Raw genomic sequence first — 17,822 nt, forward strand, 5'->3', positions numbered from 1 at the left:
CGTTTCGGCAGACATGCAGGTTTTTCCATGGCGGCACCTCTCGCGGCACAGATCATGTCTTTCTTACAACAAGAGCCGCGCTTTCAGGCCGTCAATGAATTGCGTCTTGTGCTGGATGGCGAGGCAGTCGGTTGGGTCCGGCCTCGGGTCGCTGAAGCGCTCTATGCGCTTGATCGCCCGCGTGTCCGAATTAATGGCCGTGAGGTGCTGCTGTCCAGTGATGGCAGCCATGACCACCGCAGTGCGCTTTTGCAAACCTATGCAAAGGCCATGAAACAACAAGGACTGCTGCAAAATTGGCGCGATGAAGCCATGCAATTAACCCGGCACGGGCAGGTCTTTTTAACCCTAGAGCGCGCCGCGTTTCGAACCTTCGGCCTGCAAACGCCCTCCGTGCATCTCAATGCGTGGGTAGCCACGGTGAATGGTGCTGAGCTGTGGGTCGCGCGTCGCAGCAGTCATAAATTCGTGGATCCCAATAAGCTCGACAATCTGGTTGGTGGCGGCTTGTCTGCCGGTGAAAGCATCGCCACAGGCCTAGCGCGTGAGGCCTGGGAAGAGGCGGGTTTATCGCTCAAGCATCCACCCGCGCCCTTTCATTTTTTGCATATTCATCGCCGCATCCCTGAAGGCGTACAAGATGAATACGTGGCCGTGCATGATCTGTGGCTGCCCGCCCACCTTCAGCCGCAAAACCAGGATGGCGAAGTGGCCAGCTTGGAACGCATGAGCATTCCCCACGTTCTGCAACATCTCTTAGCCGGTGAGTTCACCTGGGATGCAGGATTAGTGGTTCTTAGCGGGCTCTTGCGACAACGCTATTTTGGCGCCGATAGCGCCGCCATTTCGCAGGAATTGGGCCGCCTAGGCTATGGATCATTGAGCGTTTTATGAGTCGCCACACCGTGTCATGGCAGCAAGAACTTAAACTATTGGCGGCGTTAACCGGCCCTATTCTGATCAGTCAGTTTGCCCAGGCGGGCTATGGCCTGATAGACACCATTATGGCGGGACAGCTGTCTCCCTTGGATCTGGCTGCGGTGGCCTTGGGCGCCAGCATTTGGCTGCCGCTGTATCTGCTAACGACTGGCACCCTGTTAGCCACCACCACCTTAGTCGCCGAAGCCAGAGGCGCTGAGCAGCCCGAACGCATCGCCATCATCACGCATCAAGCCCTTTGGCTGGCTGCACTCGTGGGCATGACCGGGCTGCTACTGATTCAAGCCTCGCCGCCCTTATTGGGCTGGATGGGCATGCCCGACCATTTGCATGCTGAAACCGCAGACTATCTGTACGGCGTGTCTTGGGGCATGCCGGCGGTGGCTTTCTTTTTCGTGCTGCGTTGCTACTGCGAAGCTCAGGCCAGGCCCTTACCAGTGACACTCATTAGCTTGCTGGGCCTCGGCCTGAACGTGTTGGCAAACCGCTTCTTTATGTACGGCAGCGACAATTTCTTGGGTTGGACCGTGCCCGCCATGGGTGGTGCAGGTTGCGGCTGGGGCACAGCGGTGGTGATGTGGTCGATGACCTTAGTACTACTGGCCTACGTGTTGCTGACCAAGGCTTTCTCAAAGACGCGCTTGCTCACCGTGTGGACACCACCACATGTGCATGAAATTTTGCATATCGCCAAGCTGGGCTTTCCAATCGGACTCGCCATTTTCTTTGAAGTCAGCTCGTTTGCGCTGGTCGCCATCTTAGTCAGCCCCACCGGCGAGATCGCCGTGGCTGGCCATCAAATTGCGCTGTCGGTCACCTCGGTTATTTTCATGCTGCCACTCAGCCTGGCGTTAGCCCTGACGATTCGCTGCGGTCATCATTATGGCGCACAGAATCTGGCCGCACTGCGCCTGACCCGTCGCGTTGGACTGACCACGACAACGCTCATGGCCTGTGGCACCGCACTGATGTTACTGCTGTTGCGAGAGCCCATCGTGCGCTTCTACAGCACAGACCCTGCGGTTGTCGATTTAGCGGTTCAGCTGCTGTTGTTTGCGGTGGCCTATCAGATCGTCGATGCCCTTCAGGTCGGGGCGGCGGGTTGCTTGCGTGGCATTCAAGATACACGCAGCCCGATGCAGCTCACCTTGCTGGCCTACTGGGGCGTTGGCATTCCTTTTGGTTACATCGCGGGCAGCACCGATTGGCTGGGTCAGGCATGGGGGGCGCAAGGCTATTGGGCCGGCTTAGTGCTCGGGCTTGCGGTGGCGGCTTGGCTGCTCAATCGCCAACTGAGTTTTCGCTTGGATAACTTGCCGTTTAGCGCTCAGCCCTTACGCAGCTGATAGCGATACAAACCGGGCTCCGGCTCATCGGCGAGCACCAAGTGATGCCCTAGGAAGTGGCAAAACTTCGGGATGTCCCGCGTGGTGGATGGGTCGGTCGCCCAAATCCATAAGTGCTCACCGCTGGCCAACTCGCGCACTCGTTTGTGCAGCATCATCACCGGCTCAGGGCAATTCAGCCCGCGCGCATCCAACCACGGCTCATTTGCTAAAGGCGTCTCTAGCACCGTTAACCTCCTGACCGCAGCTGTTCTGGTTCGCGAGTGAATCGCCAGGCAGGCCAAAGTAAGGCGATGCCAGCAAGTCCGCTAATTAAAAAGTGCTGGGCATATCCAATTTGCTCCACGAGAAAGCCCGCAGGCAAATAAAACATGCCGCCAAACAGCGCCAACAAGCTGACCTGCAACGTAAAATCCACACCGGCATGGGCTTGGCGGGCGCGATCCATGACCGCCGAAAGCAATGCAGCCATCGCCATACCGCCCATAAAGTGCTCCACGGCATTAATGGTGACTACCGTAGTGGTGGGCGACAGGCCCAACACACCCATACCTGAGGCTGGCAAGGCGTAACAAGCGAAGGTACAGGCCTGCAGAAAACCAAACCCGACAATGGCCCGACGCCGTCCCCAGCGTTCCGTTAACCAGCCGCCCAGCAACGCTCCGGTAATGGTCGTGACGGAGCCCACCATGCTTACCTGCAGGCCCATTTGCGATAAGGAAATGCCCATATCCACCATCATGGGCTTGACCATGGCGGAGCCCAAGGACTCTGCGGCCTTATAGGTCACCAGCACCCAAATCCAGCCCTTGATTTCAGGGCGCTGAAAAAAGCTACGCCAGGCCGAGCTGTAGGGCTCACGCGAGGCCGCAGCGGCCTCCGGCAAAATCGTGGGTTCGCGTAAAAATAAGACTGGCAACAACAATAAACAAGAGATGGCAATGAGGCCACCAAAGGCCGATTGCCAGCCCCAAGTATCTAATACCACCAACAACAAGCCGCCGCCCACGATAATACCGACGCGATACGCCGAGACCTGAATGCCATTACCTAGGCCGCGCTCGTGAGCACCCAAGATACGAACGGCCAAACCATCGGTGGCAATATCTTGCGTGGCCGCAAACAAGTTCACCAGAAACAACAAGGCAAACAAGGTGTAAACGCCACTGGGCTCGCGCAGAGACTCAGGATTGAAACTGGCCATGACCACCAAAACGGCAATCAAGCCCAGGTTCATGGGCAGAATCCAGCTCCGGCGATAGCCTAGGCGTGGCCAATAATAGCGATCCACCCAGGGTGACCAGAACACCTTCAAAGCCCACGGAATGGCCAACAAACCGCTCATACTAATCAGCGACAATGGCGCATCGTAGGTGCGCATGATGGCCGGCAGTGCCTGCGTATACACGCCAAAAGGAACGCCTTGAGCCAGGTATAAGCACAGCAATAAACCCAGGCGTGAGGGCAATGAAGTCATTGGCTGCTTCCGTTAGGCAAAAACGATGGTCTTGTTGCCGTGCACCAGAATGCGATCTTCAAGATGCCAGCGTACCGCGCGCGCCAGGACTTGGCGCTCCACGTCTTGGCCCATTTCACGCAGGGTCGGCACTTCATCACGATGCGACACACGTTCTACATCTTGCTCAATGATCGGGCCTTGATCGAGATCTGCCGTCACATAGTGCGCGGTGGCACCGATCAGCTTCACGCCTTTGTCATACGCTTGCTGGTAAGGGTTAGCACCCACAAAAGCCGGTAAAAAAGAATGATGAATATTGATAATGCGGTGCGGCCAGCGTGCGGTGAAATCGGCACTGAGAATTTGCATGTAGCGCGCCAACACAATCAAATCGACACCGCCGAGCAACTGCTCGATTTGCGTTTCCGCCTCGACCTTGGTTGCTGCCGTGACCGGAATGACATGAAACGGCACACCGAAACTTTCCACCGACGTGCGTAAGTCCTCGTGATTACTGATCACCGCCACGATGTCGCAGGGCAAGGCGCCACGCGACCAACGCCAGAGCAGCTCCATCATGGCGTGGTCATGCTTGGATACCAGCACCGCGACTTTTTTGCGTTCTGCGGCATAGCTGATGTGCCACTTCATGCCATAGCGTGCCGCCACAGAAGTCTGGAAGGCCTGCTCTAAGGACTCACGGTTTAAGCTCAAATTACCGGTTTGAAACTCCAAGCGCATGAAATATGTGCCGCCTTCGGGAGCGGTCGCATGCTGATCGAGATCGGTAATGTTGGCACCGTGGTTATACAAAAAGCTCGAAACCGCGCTGACGATGCCCGGCGCATCCGGGCAGTTAATTAACAGGCGTGCGGTGGTGTCGGTCATGATTCAGGGGTTTCCAATAACTGGCGTCGGCAGGCGGCCGGGGTCATACCTGTCCATTGCTTAAAGGCGCGATGAAATGCACTGGCTTCTGAGTAGCCCATCATGAGGGCAATCTCGTCAATGGAAAGTGTGGGTTTAGCGAGATAAAAACGCGCCGCTTCTTCGCGCATTTTATCCTTAATGATTTGATAGCTGGTGCCTTCGTCCTTTAAACGACGACGCAAGGTTTGCGGCGTGAGATTGAGTCGCTGGCAAATGTCCGTCAGCTCAGGAAACTGATTGCCATACTCCCGCCCCAGCAGACTACGCACACGATCCGATAAACGTTCTGGTCGCGCTTGGCCGCCAATAATGCGCGCCAGCGAGTCTTTCAGAAAATGCGACAACGACAGGGTGTTTTGCGCCAGTGGCAAGGTCAACCAAGCTGCGGGAAAGCGAATGACATTCGCCTCCATGCCGTAGTTCACCGGGCAGCGAAACAGCTTTTCAAACTCCTGCGAGCTGGGCGGGGCATCGAAAGCAAATTCAATAACGAGCGGATCTAGCCGTCGCCCCACTAACCAGCTCCAAAATCTCACTGAGACAAACGCCATGACCTCATACACCGTCACGGAAAACTCCGAGTCTCGTCGCACTTCAAAATACACATGGCCTTCGTTATTGACGATCTCGAAGCGCGTTTGCACCGGCGTTTCGAAGAGCTCATAGAACGCCACCGAGCGCCGTATCGCTTTCTCTAAATTAATACAGTTAATGACCGCATAGGCCATCATGGCAAAGCTGCCGGGCTTGGAGCGTCCCGTACTGGCCAAGCCAATAAACTCATCGCCAATTTGCTGCATAGCGGTTTGAATCAGACGTATCAGCTGCGCACTGCTAATGCTGGCATGGGCGTCTTCCAGAAGCGCTGGATCAAGCCCTGAGAGGCTAAACAGCTCCGCCAGCGAGGAGCCTTGGCGCACAGCACCCGCCAGCAGGCGCTGCACATAGGCAAGACTCAAGGTGTTGGCGGGGCGCATCGACATCAGGTATCCGACTCGGCAGAAATGTGGGGCGCTAAAATAAGCTGGCGCAAGGGTAACAAAAGCTGGCGCAAGCTGCATGCAGGCTCGCTACACTGAGGATATTACTTGTACGCCCTGATCTTTGGACTATTCGGAGCACGCTCATGTTTCAGCTTCACCCTCGCCTCGCCGCCGACACCTTTCATCTCGGTGACTTCCCGCTCTGCCGAGTACTGCTCATGAATGATGCGCAATACCCGTGGCTGGTGCTGGTTCCTCGTCGTGCCGACCTGCGCGAAGTCCACGAACTCAGCGAAGCCGATCAGCAACAGTTACTGCGGGAATCGTCTTGGGTCAGTCGTCAGCTCGACGAAGCCCTTCAAGCGGAAAAAATGAATGTTGCCAACCTCGGCAATGTGGTTAGCCAATTGCACTGGCATGTGGTGGCCCGCTTTGTCGATGACCCGGCCTGGCCAGCGCCAATCTGGGGCAAGCACCCGGTCGTGCCTTACACCCCAGAAGAGCTGAAAGAGACATTGGCTATTTTGCGTGCAGCGTTGCCAGCGCAGGGCGATGTGACTTTGGAATGGGCGGTCTAAACAGGTCATGCAGTCGCTCTTGGCACTGCCCGATGGCCTAGCACTCAGCCATGCCATCCTGCTCGTCATCAGCGCCGGCTTTACTTCGGCACTGACGGCCGGGCTAGGCATTGGCGGAGGCGTGCTGCTGCTCGGCATCATGGCTTTTCTCGTGCCACCGGCAGCGCTCATACCACTTCATGGCGTGGTGCAAATTGGCTCCAATGTTGGCCGTACCTGGATCATGCGCGAGCACATCCGACCCGTGATTGTCTGGCCGTTCGCGGTCGGCGCGCTGGCGGGGGCATTCGCCGGGGGCAGCGTTGCCCGCGAACTCCCCGCACACCTCCTTAACCTGGCACTGGCTCTGTTCATTCTCTACGCGGTCTGGGGGAAGTGGCCGACTTTGAAGGGCAAGACACAACAGGCAGGGCTCTGGGGCGGCGGCATTAGCATCAGTTTTATCAGCATGTTTGTTGGCGCTACGGGACCGCTGGTCGCCGCGCTGATGAAAACGCAGACGCTGGACCGGCAGCAGCACATGGCCACGTTTTCGGCCTGTATGAGCCTGCAGCACGGCCTAAAAATCATCGCCTTTGGTTTTTTCGGCTTTGCTTTCGGCACCTGGATGCCACTGCTGCTGGCCATGATCGCCAGCGGATTAATCGGCACTTGGCTGGGTGAGCGCTGGCTCGCAGGTCGCAGCGAGGACGGCTTTCAGCAAGGCCTGAACTGGCTGCTCACCGCAATGGCTGTGCATCTCCTCTGGCAGGCACTTGCCTAACGATCGGCCTTCACCACCAAGCGATTATTCACATCGCGACTGGTTCGAACGCGCTCGAGATGGTCGATGGCGTTTTGCTGTTTAGCCAGCCGGTCATAGAGCAGTACATTCACCGTCGCCGCCAGATTCATGCAACCTATGGTCGGCACATAAACCACGGCATCGGCGGCATCTATCAGCGCTTGATCTATCGAGCCATCTTCTGGGCCAAACACATACAGCGCATCTGATGGGTGTTGGAATGCCGGCAACGGCGTCGCGCCTTCAGCCAGTTCAACACACACTAACGTCTGCCCAGACTGCTGTTGCGCCAAGAGCGACGCCACGCCGGTTAAGGCAATGGTGTCACTGCGTCGCTTGGTATCCAGTTGATACTTCGCGGCACGTTCAAAACGTGTGCCGGTGTAATACACCGTGTCCACGCCATAGCAACCTGCCGCCCGTAAAACCGCACCGACATTGTCCGGGCTTTTCGGATTGATCAGGCCAATAACCGCGCGCTCACCAGCCTCGACAATTGAAGGCTCAGCAGCTATCGGCAGCGGTCGTCGACCGCGCTTGATACGGCCCTCGGGTGAGCTGGATTTGATGGTCAAACGCGTCAAGGTGAGTTCCCCAGTAATTGTGTTTTGCGCCAACGCATCGGCGACTCCCCTGCCCACTCCCTGAACGCCCGTGAAAACACACTCTGCTCGGCGTAGCCCAACAGCAATGAAATCTCGGGCAATGACAGTTGCAGGTCACGCAAATAGTCTTTGGCCAGCTCGAAACGCAGTGTATTCAGCACCTGCTTGTAACGCAGCCCACGTTCCTGCAATGCGCGGTATAGCGAGCGCTCAGACAAGCCCATGCGTGCCGCCACGATGGGCGCCTCGGGTGGGCCATCCTGAAGCACCGCAACAATCTGGCGATGCAATTCCTTTAGCAGCGAATCCGGTTCGGGCAATGCCTGCAGCATCGCTTCTGCTTGCTGCTCGAGCAGCCCGGTCAGGTGAGGGTCCTGACTGTTGATGGCTAAGCCCATGACCTCAAGCGGCATATGCAACGCTGAAACCGAGCTATTGAAAACCACCGGGCAGCCGTAAAAAATCGTGTAAGGCGATGGGTCGGCAGGCGGCGGGTGCGGACTGTATACCGCCGTCAGGCGGACATCACTGCGGCCGGTGAGCTGGCGGGCAAAACCACACAGACCCGCAGAGACGACATCATCTGAAAGCAGGGTGGACTCACGCTCACCCTTGCCCCAGCCAATCACGAGCGTGTCATTTTGTTGACTAATCAACGAGGGCGCGAGGTTATGCAACAGGGGCTGAAATCGGCTAAAGCGAAACAGCGCTTGGCCAAGGGTTTCGCTGTACATGGCGAGGTAGCCGAGCACGCCAATATGATGCGGTTGAGCACAACGGCCTATTTGCAACCCAAGTGCCGGCTCATCCGGACACGCCTGTTCAATCTCTTCCAGCAAGGCCCACCAAGTGGTAATGGGAAAGCGTGATCCTTGAGCTAATTTAGTTAAACGTTCACGCAACACCGGTAACGCCAAACGTCGCTGGTCGAGAAAACAGACGAGCAAATTCGCGATAGAGGCGGCGACATAAACGGAAGCGTCAGATGAGTTTTGCATTTGGCAGACTATGTCAAAAAGCGTCTTAAAGCGTCAAGACAGCTGGCCATAAAGACGACATGATGCGTCGTGTAAAAGAAACCAAAAAACCACGAGGCACACCATCATGGAAAAATTCACGCAAGGTTTTCTGCTGCTCTGCGGCCTGAGCTTTCTGCTCATTGGCGCCAACACATTTTACGACCCTTTAGCGGCGATGGCGCCGGTCGAGCTCAACATCAACACCGTGAGTGCACTGAACGAATTGCGCGCAAATTACGGCGGCTTGCAGATCGGTATGGGTTTGTTTCTGCTAGCTGGCTTGTGCTGCAAAACCTATCTGCGCCCAGCCTTACTGGCGCAAGCGCTCATTGTCGGCGGCCTGGTCACGGGTCGCCTCATTAGTGTGGCAATTGATGGCCAACCGAATGCGTTTATACAGGGGCTGATCGTGCTCGAAAGTATCACTACCCTCCTCTCTTGGGTGTTGTTTAACCGCCTTTCAAAAGCCGCTTAAAGGAGACTTCTCATGACGGAACTACTGCAACCCCTCATGCCGTTTTTACACAGTATTTTTGGCCAGGATGTGGATTGGAAGCAGGTCTTCCTGATCGGCATGACGCCCCTATTTCTGCTCGCCTTTATGATTGAGTTTGTGGTGCAAAAGCAGCGCGGCCATCACGCCAGCTTTCCCCCCAAAGAAATCATCGCCAACTTATCACTCGGTGCCAGCTACCAAGTCTTTGAGGGTGTGATGTGGCTACTGCTCACAGGGGGCATTTTCGCCTGGGTGTTTAACCACCGCCTGTTCGACATCCCGGTCAATGGCTGGACCATCCTGCCGATTTTCGTGGCGGTAGAATTCAGCTACTACTGGTTCCATCGCACCTCGCACCGCGTGCGTTGGTTCTGGACAGCGCATGTGCCGCATCACAGTGGCGAGACCATGAACTTTACCAATGCCATGCGGCAGAGCCTGCTAAACGCTTTTGTGGGTAGCTTCGTGTTTTACCTACCGCTGGTCTGGCTCGGCGTGCCGCCAGCCGTGGTCATGTTCTGCTTAGCCGTTGACTTGGCCTACCAGTATTTCGTGCACACAGAATCCGTCGGACGCTTCCCGAAGTGGTACGAATACCTCTTTGATACGCCGTCCAACCATCGCGTTCACCACGGTCGCAACCCGGAATACATCGACAAGAACTACGGTGGCGTGCTGATCATTTTCGATCGGATGTTCGGCACTTACGCCGAGGAAAAGGCCAAGGTCGAGTACGGCATCACTCAGCAGATTCGCTCCTATAATTTCTTGGTGCTGAATGTGCACGAAATGGTGGATATGCTGCGCGATGTCTTCTCGCCCGGCCCGTTGGGTCAACGCCTGAAGCACCTGATCATGCCGCCGGACTGGCAACGCCCCGGTCACAAACCGGTGCGCACCTGGGAGACCGAGGAACGCTAATTAGCCTCCTCGTCACTGGCTTTTTCAGCTGCGATAGCCCGGATCTAGCTTCTCGACCTTGCGCAGCAGCGCCGGCCAGGCAAAGGCACCGCCCATGCCGCCGGTCTGTACGCGCATAGCTTCGGCAACACCAGCAACGATGCGCGGGTCCACCGAAATCAGCTCGCCGCCGGCTTGTGCCGCGAGCTGAATCTGGCAAGTGCTCTCGAACACATACATATTGAGAAACGCATCCGCAATGCTGGCGCCGCAGGTCAGCAGACCGTGGTTGCGCAGCATGAGGAAATTCGCGGCACCGAGATCCGCCTGCAGGCGCGGCTTCTCATCCGGCCGAAACGCCACCCCTTCGTAATCGTGATAGGCCAGCGACGCCAGCACAAAGGTCGATTGCTGCGAGATCGGCAGCACGCCCGCCTTCTGCGCACTCACCGCCACACCGGCACGCGTATGCGTGTGCAGTACACACTGCACATCTTCACGCGCCTCATGTACCGCACTATGAATAACAAACCCGGCCGGATTGACCGGAAACGACGACTCGCTGAGCTTGTTGCAGTACTGATCGACTTTGATCAACGAGGACGCCGTGATTTCGTCAAACATCAGGCCATAGGGATTGATGAGAAAATGATGATCCGGTCCCGGCAGTCGCACCGAAATATGCGTGAATACCAAATCGCTCCAGCCATAGGCAGCCACTAAGCGATAGCAGGCAGCCAGATCACACCGCAGCTGCCATTCCTCGGCGCTGACCTGACCTTGTAGTGATGGTAGGTCCATAAGTACTCCTCTTAATGCCTGCCGCTCAGTCTTGTAATGGCGCCAACCAGCGTCGCCAAGCCGGCCATTTAGGTTGGTCTATTTGGCGCTGCACTTGCAGCTGAGCCATCAAACTATGAATGGCACGTTCGGTCTGATCGCGCACAGCCCACAGACTGGACTGATCCACCGCCTCGGTTTGCCAAGGCGCAGTCGAAATGCGTTCGCCAAAGGCAAAGTAAAAGGGTTGTGGGCGAGGTAACAGGGTCGGGCCAATGCCCTTTACCACCGGCGAAAGCAGATCACCATCGCGCACTAATTTGTTCAATCGGCCGCCACGATCCAGCCACTGCCAAAGCGTTGAGCTGCGCACATCATCGGCATCAAGAACAATCTCGTAGCTCTCGTTAGCGCCCACGGACGCAAACGGAATAATGTCGTAGCCATGCTGGATAGCGAGACGTGCAAAGCCTGTGCGTTGTTTCCAAATCACTTCATATCGGTCGGATTTACGGCGATTCACTTCACGCGCGCCGCCGGGAAAGACCAGTATGGATTCGCCACGCCGCATTAGTTCACTGCAGTTCTCGGGTGTGCCCTCTACCCCGCCGTAATCTGTCACGGCCTGGCCCCAGCCGGGAATTCGAAAATGTAGGTGATCGCCCAGTGAACGCGGCAGCACGCCGTAATGCGTGTAGAGGTGATCCAGCATGAGACCAGCATCAATGCTAAAAAGCGCATGATTGCCTACAAACAAGGCCGGACGCTTTAGGTCCAAGCTGTCTAAGCCATAAAATTGTGGGCTAAACCACGCTCGCATGGGCGCCATCAGGCGATGTAATTTCTTTGCTGATGGCGCCTTAAAGTCGCCAAAAGCTTGCTGCGCCAGTTGCTCAGCACGGGTTAATCGAGCCATGTACCACCTATTCCGTCAATCATCCTGATTTGAAAAACTTATCCCCGACTGCTGTGGACAAGTTCGTGGGAAAGCTGCCGTGAACCGCCTGTATGCCAGTAAGCACAAGGGATTCCAAGTTTTGTTTGAATTTTCGGCAATTGTCTACTAATTCAACGGTCACCGATTTTTGACCCCAAATGACTGCTTAATTTCTGCACATCGCTAAGGTCATCTCACTGAAATCATCCTACAATCGCCAACACAATAAGACCTAGCAGTTTGTTTAACTGCACCTAAATTCTGGGATGAATTAGATGAAAATAAAAACACTCGCCGCGTCGGCTCTTTTGGCCATCAGTAGCAACTCGATGGCAGGCCTGTACTGCGTATTTGATCCCTTGGGCGCTCAAGGGCCTGCATTTGAAATTGCTAAAGACTTCGCCTTGGTTGCCAAGCAATGGAAAATTCCGCTCACGTTAAAAGCCTATACGGACGAGCGCGTCGTTACTGAAGACTTCAAAGCCGGTCAATGTGATGGCATTGCGGTCACGACATTGCGTGGGCGTCAGTTCAATCATTTTGTGGGTAGCTTAGATTCGATTGGCGCGGTGCCTACCTACAAGCATTTGCGCATTGCCCTGCAAGCGATTGCCAGTCCACAAATGACCCCCGCAATGACCTCGGGGCAATACGAAGTGATCGGTGTCGCTCCCTTGGGCGGGGCCTACATCATGGTCCGCGACCGCAACATCAATTCCATTGAGAAGGCCGCCGGCAAAAAAATTGCCGTGCTCGACTTTGACAAGTCACAAGCCAAAATGGCTCAGCAAATGGGTCTGCAACCCGTGGCGTCTGACATCACCAGCTTTGCCCCAAAATTCAACAACGGGCAGGTCGATATCATTGCGGCACCGGCCATCGCCTATAAGCCATTTGAGCTCTACAAAGGGCTTGGCACCACCGGCGCGGTGTATCGCTTTCCGCTGATTCAAATGACCGGCATGATGATTATCCGCAAGGACAAGTGGCCCGCTGATTTCGGCGCCAAGGCTCGTGCCTATTCACTCACACAGCTCGATCGCGCCGAGCTCATCGCTAAGCAGTCTGAAGATACGATTCCGGCAAACTACTGGATGGAATTGAGCGCAAACGACAAAGCCCGCTACGTGGTCATGATGCGTGAATCACGACTGATCCTCACGAAGGATGGCACTTACGACGTGAAGATGATGAAGCTACTGAAGAAAGTACGCTGCAAAATCGATGCCTCAGCCGCAGAGTGCTCGGACAACGCGGAGTAACGCTGCCCCGCCGCACAAACAGTTGAGCGCTGCCCTTACGCAGGCTTCTTCTGCAAGAGCCGGATGATGCTGGAGAAGTCCAGCGCACCGGCACCGCTGGCGCTGTGTGCGGCATACAGGTTACGCGCTAAACCACCCAACGGAATGGCCGAGGCACTGGCCAGCGCAGCCTCTTCGGCCAGACCCAAGTCTTTCAGCATCAGATCCGTACCAAAACCGCCGCTGTAATCCCGCGATGCCGGTACGCCTGCCATCACACCCGGCATCGGGTTGTATTTCTCCAGCGACCAGTTGCCACCCGAACTCTGCTTCATAATTTCCGACAACACCGCTGGATCTAGCCCGTTGTTCACGCCCAGCGTCAGCGCCTCCGCCGAGCCGATCATGTGGATGGCCAGCAGCATATTGTTGCAAACCTTGGCGACCTGACCGGCACCGCTATCGCCGGCATGGAAGATGTTTTTACCCATGGCCTGCAATAAGGGCTGAGCAGCGGCAACACTATCTGCTTCACCACCCACCATGAAGGTCAGCGTGCCAGCAGCGGCACCGGCCGTGCCACCCGATACCGGCGCATCAATCATGGACAGTCCACGGGCCTGCGCCGCTGCCGCAACCTTGCGCGCACTCGCGGGTGCAATGGTGCTGCAGTCGATGATGCGCGTGCCCGCGGGCAGGCTCGCCAGCAGGCCAGCATTGGCCGCGCCATCACCAAGGTAAAGCCCTTCCACATGGCGACTCGCGGGCAACATGGAAATAACAACCTGAGCACCGACTAAGGCATCACTCGTTGTCGCGGCAACAGACACACCCTCAGCGGCCACCCTGGCTCTCGCATCGGCCGACAAATCGACAGCCGTGACCTTGAAGCCGGCCTTATGCAGGTTTACGGCCATCGGGCCGCCCATGTTGCCGAGACCGATAAAAGCGATAGTGGTTGTCATGTCTGCTTCCTATTCCAAATTCTGTTAATTCAACGACCGCGTAGCGAGCGATCAGCGAATGCTGTCGGGGGCATCCGCTTCGAGCATGCGGCGCGCAATGATGACGCGCATGATTTCGTTCGTGCCTTCCAAAATTTGATGCACACGGGCATCACGCAGCAAGCGCTCCAGCGGGTAGTCGCGCAGATAGCCATAGCCGCCATGAAGTTGAAGCGCCTCATTACAAATCTGAAAGCCAGCATCGGTGGCGAAGCGCTTGGCCATGGCGCAATACGTTGTGGCATCTGCTGCACCGGCATCGAGCTTGCTCGCGGCCAAGCGAATCATCTGCCGCGCCGCCACCAACTCGGTGGCCATGTCCGCGAGACGAAATTGCAGGGCCTGAAAGTCCGCCAGCTTTTTACCGAACTGCTGACGCTCGCCGAGATAGCGTTGCGCCGCATTAAACGCACCTTGCGCGGCACCGACGGAACAGGTGGCGATGTTGATGCGCCCGCCGTCCAGCCCCTTCATGGCGATGCGAAAGCCTTCGCCCTCTTCGCCCAAGCGATTCGCCGCCGGCACTCGCACCTCATCAAAAAAGATGGCGCGCGTGGGCTGACTGTTCCAGCCCATCTTGTCTTCCTTCTTACCGTAGCGAATGCCCGGCAGATCGGCAGGCACGGCAAAGGCGCTAATGCCTTTAGCGCCTGCCACGCCCGTACGCGCCATCACCACCAGCATGTCGGTACTGCCCGCGCCGGAGATAAAGGCTTTCGAGCCCTTCAGCACATAATCATCACCTTCACGGCGAGCGATGGTTTTCAGGTTGGCGGCGTCTGACCCCGCATCGGGCTCGGTCAGACAGTACGACGCCAGTTTTGAGCCCGAGGTTAGCAACGGCCCCCAGTGGGCTTTCAAGTCCGCTTGGCCCCAGCCGCAGAGCATCCACGTCGCCATGTTATGGATGGTGAAGAAGGCTGCTGTGGACGGGTCTGCTGCCGCCAACTCCTCAAACACGATGGCTGAATCCAGTCGCGTCAGCCCGAGGCCACCCTGCTCTGGCGGTGAGTACAGACCGCAGAAACCGAGTTCGCCGCCCTGGCGAAACACCTCAATGGGAAAATGCGCTTCAGCGTCCCAGCGTGCCGCGTGAGGTGCCAGCTCACGCGCAGCGAAATCGCGGGCCAGCTGCTGGAAAGCGAGCTGGTCGTCGTTCAGGTCAAAGTTCACAGTCGCAAACCCTCTCGTTCAAATACGCCTATCAGCGCAGACTGATGGTGGTATTAACGGTGCTCACCGCATCTTCATCAAACCAGCGCGTGGTGATGGTTTTCGTCTGGGTATAAAAAAGCACGACCTGCTTGCCGTAGGGACCAAGGTCACCGAGCTTGGAGCCACGCGAGCCGGTAAAGGAGAACAGCGGTACCGGCACCGGAATAGGCACGTTAATGCCGACCTGACCCACATCAATTTCTTCTTGGAAATGACGAGCAGCGCCGCCGGAGCGGGTAAAAATGCCAGTGCCGTTACCGTTGGGATTGGCGTTGATCAGGGCAATGGCATCGTCGAGCGTATCAACCTCAACCACGCACAGCACCGGCCCGAAGATTTCTTGATCGTAAATACGCATGCCTGGCTTCACACCAGCAAACAATGTCGGGCCAATAAAGTTGCCCGATTCAAAACCCGGCACCGCAGGTTGGCGGCCATCGAGTACGAGGCGCGCGCCATCTTCAACGCCAGTAGCAATCAGGCTTTCAATTCGCGACAGTGCAGCACAGGAAATAACCGGACCAATCTCTACGCCCTTGTCATGGCCAGCACCTACTTTAAGCGTGGTCGCACGCTGAGCAATCTCATCAATCCACTCACGCGCTTCACCGACCAGCACCACCACCGACGACGCCATGCAGCGTTGACCAGCAGCGCCAAAACCCGCCCCTACCAAGGCGTTTAGCGTTTGCTCTTTGGGTGCATCCGGCAGCACCACGACGTGATTTTTAGCACCCATCATGCACTGGGCACGTTTGCCGGCCAGCGTGGCACGGTTGTACACATGTGTGCCCACACGGGTTGAGCCAACAAAGGAAATCGCCTTGATATCCGGGTGATCGCAAAGGCCATTCACAATGTCCTCGGCACCATGCACCACATTGAGCACGCCCGCCGGGATACCCGCCTCAACGGCTAACTCGACCAGGCGCATGGTGCTCATCGGGTCCTGCTCGGATGGCTTGAGCACGAAGGTGTTGCCACAAGCAATCGCCATCGGGAACATCCACAGCGGAATCATGGCCGGGAAGTTGAACGGCGTGATGCCGGCGCAAACGCCCAGTGGTTGTTGCAGCGTATAGGTGTCCACGCCATTCGCGACGTTATTGGCCATTTCACCCATCTGCAGGCTGCCAATATTGGCCGCATGCTCAACCACCTCAAGGCCACGGAAGATGTCACCTTCAGCATCGGCCAGGGTCTTGCCCTGCTCGGCGGTGAGGATGGCCGCCACTTCGGACATGTTTTCCCGGATCAGCTGCTGATACTTCAAGAAAATACGCGCACGCGCGCCGATGGGCGTTTTGCGCCAGCTTTTAAAAGCCGCTTTCGCCGAGGCCACAGCTAATGCCAGCTCTTCCGGCGTGGCCAGTGGCACCCTCGCCAACACCTGCTGCGTAGCTGGATTAACGACATCGCGCCATTGCGTGGTCTTGGACTCAACAAACTCGCCGTTGATAAGCAGCTTGACGGTAGGAATAGAGGTCATGAGGGTCTGCCTTGAAAATAGGATGGAGCTGAGCATATATAGGTTAAAATGCAATATGAACCCGCATTGATCCATATTTGATATGCAAAAAAACATAAAGCAACTGAACTGGGACGACCTTCGCATTTTTCTCGAGGTCGTTCGCACGGGCACTGCCAGCGCCGCCGCCAAGCGCCTCAGCGTTGACTACACCACCGTGGCAAGACGCATCCGTGCGCTGGAAGAAGCGATGGGCGCGTTGCTCTTCGACAAGTCGCGCAGCACGGGCTTTACCCTCACGCAAGACGGCCAGCAATTAGTCAGTCACGCCGAAACCATGGAAGGCGCGATGCAGGCGGCGGGTGAAGCGGTATCCGGCACCGGTAGCGCCTTGGCGGGACATGTTCGCATTGGTTGCACGGAGGCTTTTGGCACGTATTTCGTGATCCCGGAGATGGTCAGTTTTCAAGATCGCTACCCCAACATCTCGATTGATGTGCTCCCCGTTCCTCACTTTGTCAGCTTGTCGCGACGCGAAGCAGACATTGCCATCACTTTGGAGCGTCCGGCGCGCGGCCCTTACATCACCAGCAAACTGTGCGACTACCAGCTAGGGCTATACGCCACACCAGAGTACCTAGCTAACCACTCCCCCATTCACAGTCGCGCAGACTTAAACGACCACCGGTTTGTTAACTATGTGCAGGACTTAGCCTTTAGCGCTCAGCTACTTTATCTCGATGAAATTGCGCCAAACGCCGTGAGCACTTTGCGTAGCACCAGTGTGCTCGCGCAACATCAGGCGGTGCTACAAAGTCGCGCATTGGCTATTTTGCCTTGCTTCCTAGCAGATGACGATCCTCGGCTTAGTCCCGTTCTCGCCTCAGAAATACAACTCACACGGCAGTTCTGGATGTCTTATAGCGAAGACTTACGACGACTCAAACGTATCACAACCGTTGCAAGTTATTTGAGTGAGCGTGCCCGTGCTAGCCAAGAACGGCTGCTGGGAGCTCACGCAACCAAGTGCACATAAAAAATACAAACAAACAACAGAACCGACAAACGGTAGGTTTTTGTCTACGTATAACCAAGGCACAACCCAACATTAGTCGAGTTGTCATATTCATTATGATTT

19 protein-coding genes are annotated in these 17,822 nt (G+C 56.4%); 8 read left to right on the top strand and 11 right to left on the bottom strand.

Annotated elements, in window-relative coordinates; genetic code table 11:
• The first annotated feature begins 27 nt into the window (after positions 1-27).
• Together A8710_RS09680 and A8710_RS09685 are read left to right on the top strand one after the other, a co-directional pair.
• Positions 28-894: an NUDIX hydrolase gene (locus A8710_RS09680; RefSeq protein ID WP_068860043.1), complete on the top strand. Its 867-nt coding sequence runs from the start codon at positions 28-30 to the stop codon at positions 892-894.
• Positions 891-2,285, top strand: coding sequence for an MATE family efflux transporter (locus tag A8710_RS09685; RefSeq protein WP_068860045.1), 1,395 nt, complete (start codon positions 891-893; stop codon positions 2,283-2,285). The genes A8710_RS09680 and A8710_RS09685 overlap by 4 nt, the downstream gene beginning before the upstream one ends.
• Here A8710_RS09685 and A8710_RS09690 read toward each other — a convergent pair.
• From A8710_RS09690 to A8710_RS09705, 4 genes are all read right to left on the bottom strand, one after another.
• On the bottom strand, positions 2,267-2,443 hold the full coding sequence (locus A8710_RS09690; RefSeq protein WP_264753540.1) for a sulfurtransferase TusA family protein: 177 nt from the start codon (positions 2,441-2,443) through the stop codon (positions 2,267-2,269). The two genes, A8710_RS09685 and A8710_RS09690, sit on opposite strands and share 19 nt — an antisense overlap.
• Positions 2,444-2,514: 71 nt before the next feature.
• Complete coding sequence (locus A8710_RS09695; RefSeq protein ID WP_068860049.1) at positions 2,515-3,762, bottom strand: MFS transporter; 1,248 nt, start codon at positions 3,760-3,762, stop codon at positions 2,515-2,517.
• Positions 3,763-3,774: 12 nt separating this feature from the next.
• Complete coding sequence (gene purU / locus A8710_RS09700) at positions 3,775-4,632, bottom strand: formyltetrahydrofolate deformylase (RefSeq protein ID WP_094078687.1); 858 nt, start codon at positions 4,630-4,632, stop codon at positions 3,775-3,777.
• A complete protein-coding gene (locus A8710_RS09705; RefSeq protein ID WP_198341655.1) occupies positions 4,629-5,657 on the bottom strand; it encodes an AraC family transcriptional regulator in 1,029 nt (342 codons plus the stop codon). The genes purU and A8710_RS09705 overlap by 4 nt, the downstream gene beginning before the upstream one ends.
• Positions 5,658-5,800: 143 nt before the next feature.
• Here A8710_RS09705 and A8710_RS09710 point away from each other — a divergent pair, with 143 nt between their 5' ends.
• Positions 5,801-6,235, top strand: coding sequence for an HIT domain-containing protein (locus A8710_RS09710; RefSeq protein WP_068860053.1), 435 nt, complete (start codon positions 5,801-5,803; stop codon positions 6,233-6,235).
• Between the two features lie 7 nt (positions 6,236-6,242).
• Positions 6,243-6,998, top strand: a complete 756-nt coding sequence (locus A8710_RS09715; protein WP_068860055.1) for a TSUP family transporter — start codon at positions 6,243-6,245, stop codon at positions 6,996-6,998.
• Here A8710_RS09715 and A8710_RS09720 read toward each other — a convergent pair.
• Positions 6,995-7,516: a TrmH family RNA methyltransferase gene (locus A8710_RS09720; protein ID WP_068860764.1), complete on the bottom strand. Its 522-nt coding sequence runs from the start codon at positions 7,514-7,516 to the stop codon at positions 6,995-6,997. The genes A8710_RS09715 and A8710_RS09720 overlap by 4 nt on opposite strands.
• Positions 7,517-7,599: 83 nt before the next feature.
• Positions 7,600-8,622 carry a helix-turn-helix domain-containing protein gene (locus tag A8710_RS09725; protein WP_068860056.1) on the bottom strand — a complete coding sequence of 341 codons (1,023 nt, stop codon included), beginning with the start codon at positions 8,620-8,622 and terminating at the stop codon, positions 7,600-7,602.
• 106 nt (positions 8,623-8,728) lie between these two features.
• On the opposite strand from A8710_RS09725, the gene A8710_RS09730 reads away from it, so the two are divergent.
• The gene (locus tag A8710_RS09730) at positions 8,729-9,118 is read left to right on the top strand and encodes a DUF4345 domain-containing protein (RefSeq protein WP_068860057.1); all 390 of its coding nucleotides are present in this window, start codon (positions 8,729-8,731) and stop codon (positions 9,116-9,118) included.
• A gap of 12 nt (positions 9,119-9,130) precedes the next feature.
• Positions 9,131-10,060, top strand: a complete 930-nt coding sequence (locus tag A8710_RS09735; RefSeq protein WP_068860058.1) for a sterol desaturase family protein — start codon at positions 9,131-9,133, stop codon at positions 10,058-10,060.
• Between the two features lie 24 nt (positions 10,061-10,084).
• Here A8710_RS09735 and A8710_RS09740 read toward each other — a convergent pair whose 3' ends face one another.
• Both A8710_RS09740 and A8710_RS09745 read right to left on the bottom strand, forming a co-directional pair.
• Positions 10,085-10,840, bottom strand: coding sequence for a class II aldolase/adducin family protein (locus tag A8710_RS09740; protein ID WP_068860059.1), 756 nt, complete (start codon positions 10,838-10,840; stop codon positions 10,085-10,087).
• Positions 10,841-10,865: 25 nt separating this feature from the next.
• Complete coding sequence (locus tag A8710_RS09745; protein WP_082968784.1) at positions 10,866-11,735, bottom strand: lysophospholipid acyltransferase family protein; 870 nt, start codon at positions 11,733-11,735, stop codon at positions 10,866-10,868.
• 296 nt (positions 11,736-12,031) lie between these two features.
• On the opposite strand from A8710_RS09745, the gene A8710_RS09750 reads away from it, so the two are divergent.
• Positions 12,032-13,018: a putative solute-binding protein gene (locus tag A8710_RS09750; protein WP_068860061.1), complete on the top strand. Its 987-nt coding sequence runs from the start codon at positions 12,032-12,034 to the stop codon at positions 13,016-13,018.
• 35 nt (positions 13,019-13,053) lie between these two features.
• Here the strand turns inward: A8710_RS09750 and mmsB are convergent, their stop codons facing one another.
• The 3 genes from mmsB to A8710_RS09765 are packed head-to-tail and all read right to left on the bottom strand — an operon-like array spanning position 13,054 to position 16,705.
• Entirely contained in the window at positions 13,054-13,962 is a 909-nt protein-coding gene (gene mmsB / locus A8710_RS09755; protein WP_068860063.1) for a 3-hydroxyisobutyrate dehydrogenase, read from the bottom strand.
• Between the two features lie 51 nt (positions 13,963-14,013).
• On the bottom strand, positions 14,014-15,174 hold the full coding sequence (locus A8710_RS09760) for an acyl-CoA dehydrogenase family protein (protein ID WP_068860065.1): 1,161 nt from the start codon (positions 15,172-15,174) through the stop codon (positions 14,014-14,016).
• Between the two features lie 31 nt (positions 15,175-15,205).
• Positions 15,206-16,705 carry a CoA-acylating methylmalonate-semialdehyde dehydrogenase gene (locus tag A8710_RS09765; protein WP_068860067.1) on the bottom strand — a complete coding sequence of 500 codons (1,500 nt, stop codon included), beginning with the start codon at positions 16,703-16,705 and terminating at the stop codon, positions 15,206-15,208.
• An 82-nt stretch (positions 16,706-16,787) separates the two neighbouring features.
• Between A8710_RS09765 and A8710_RS09770 the strand changes: the two genes are divergently transcribed.
• Positions 16,788-17,720 (top strand): LysR family transcriptional regulator, encoded by a 933-nt coding sequence (locus A8710_RS09770; protein WP_068860069.1) that lies wholly within the window; start codon positions 16,788-16,790, stop codon positions 17,718-17,720.
• Positions 17,721-17,822: the final 102 nt, after the last annotated feature.

Source organism: Perlucidibaca aquatica, from assembly GCF_001676655.1.
Lineage (GTDB): Bacteria > Pseudomonadota > Gammaproteobacteria > Pseudomonadales > Moraxellaceae > Perlucidibaca > Perlucidibaca aquatica.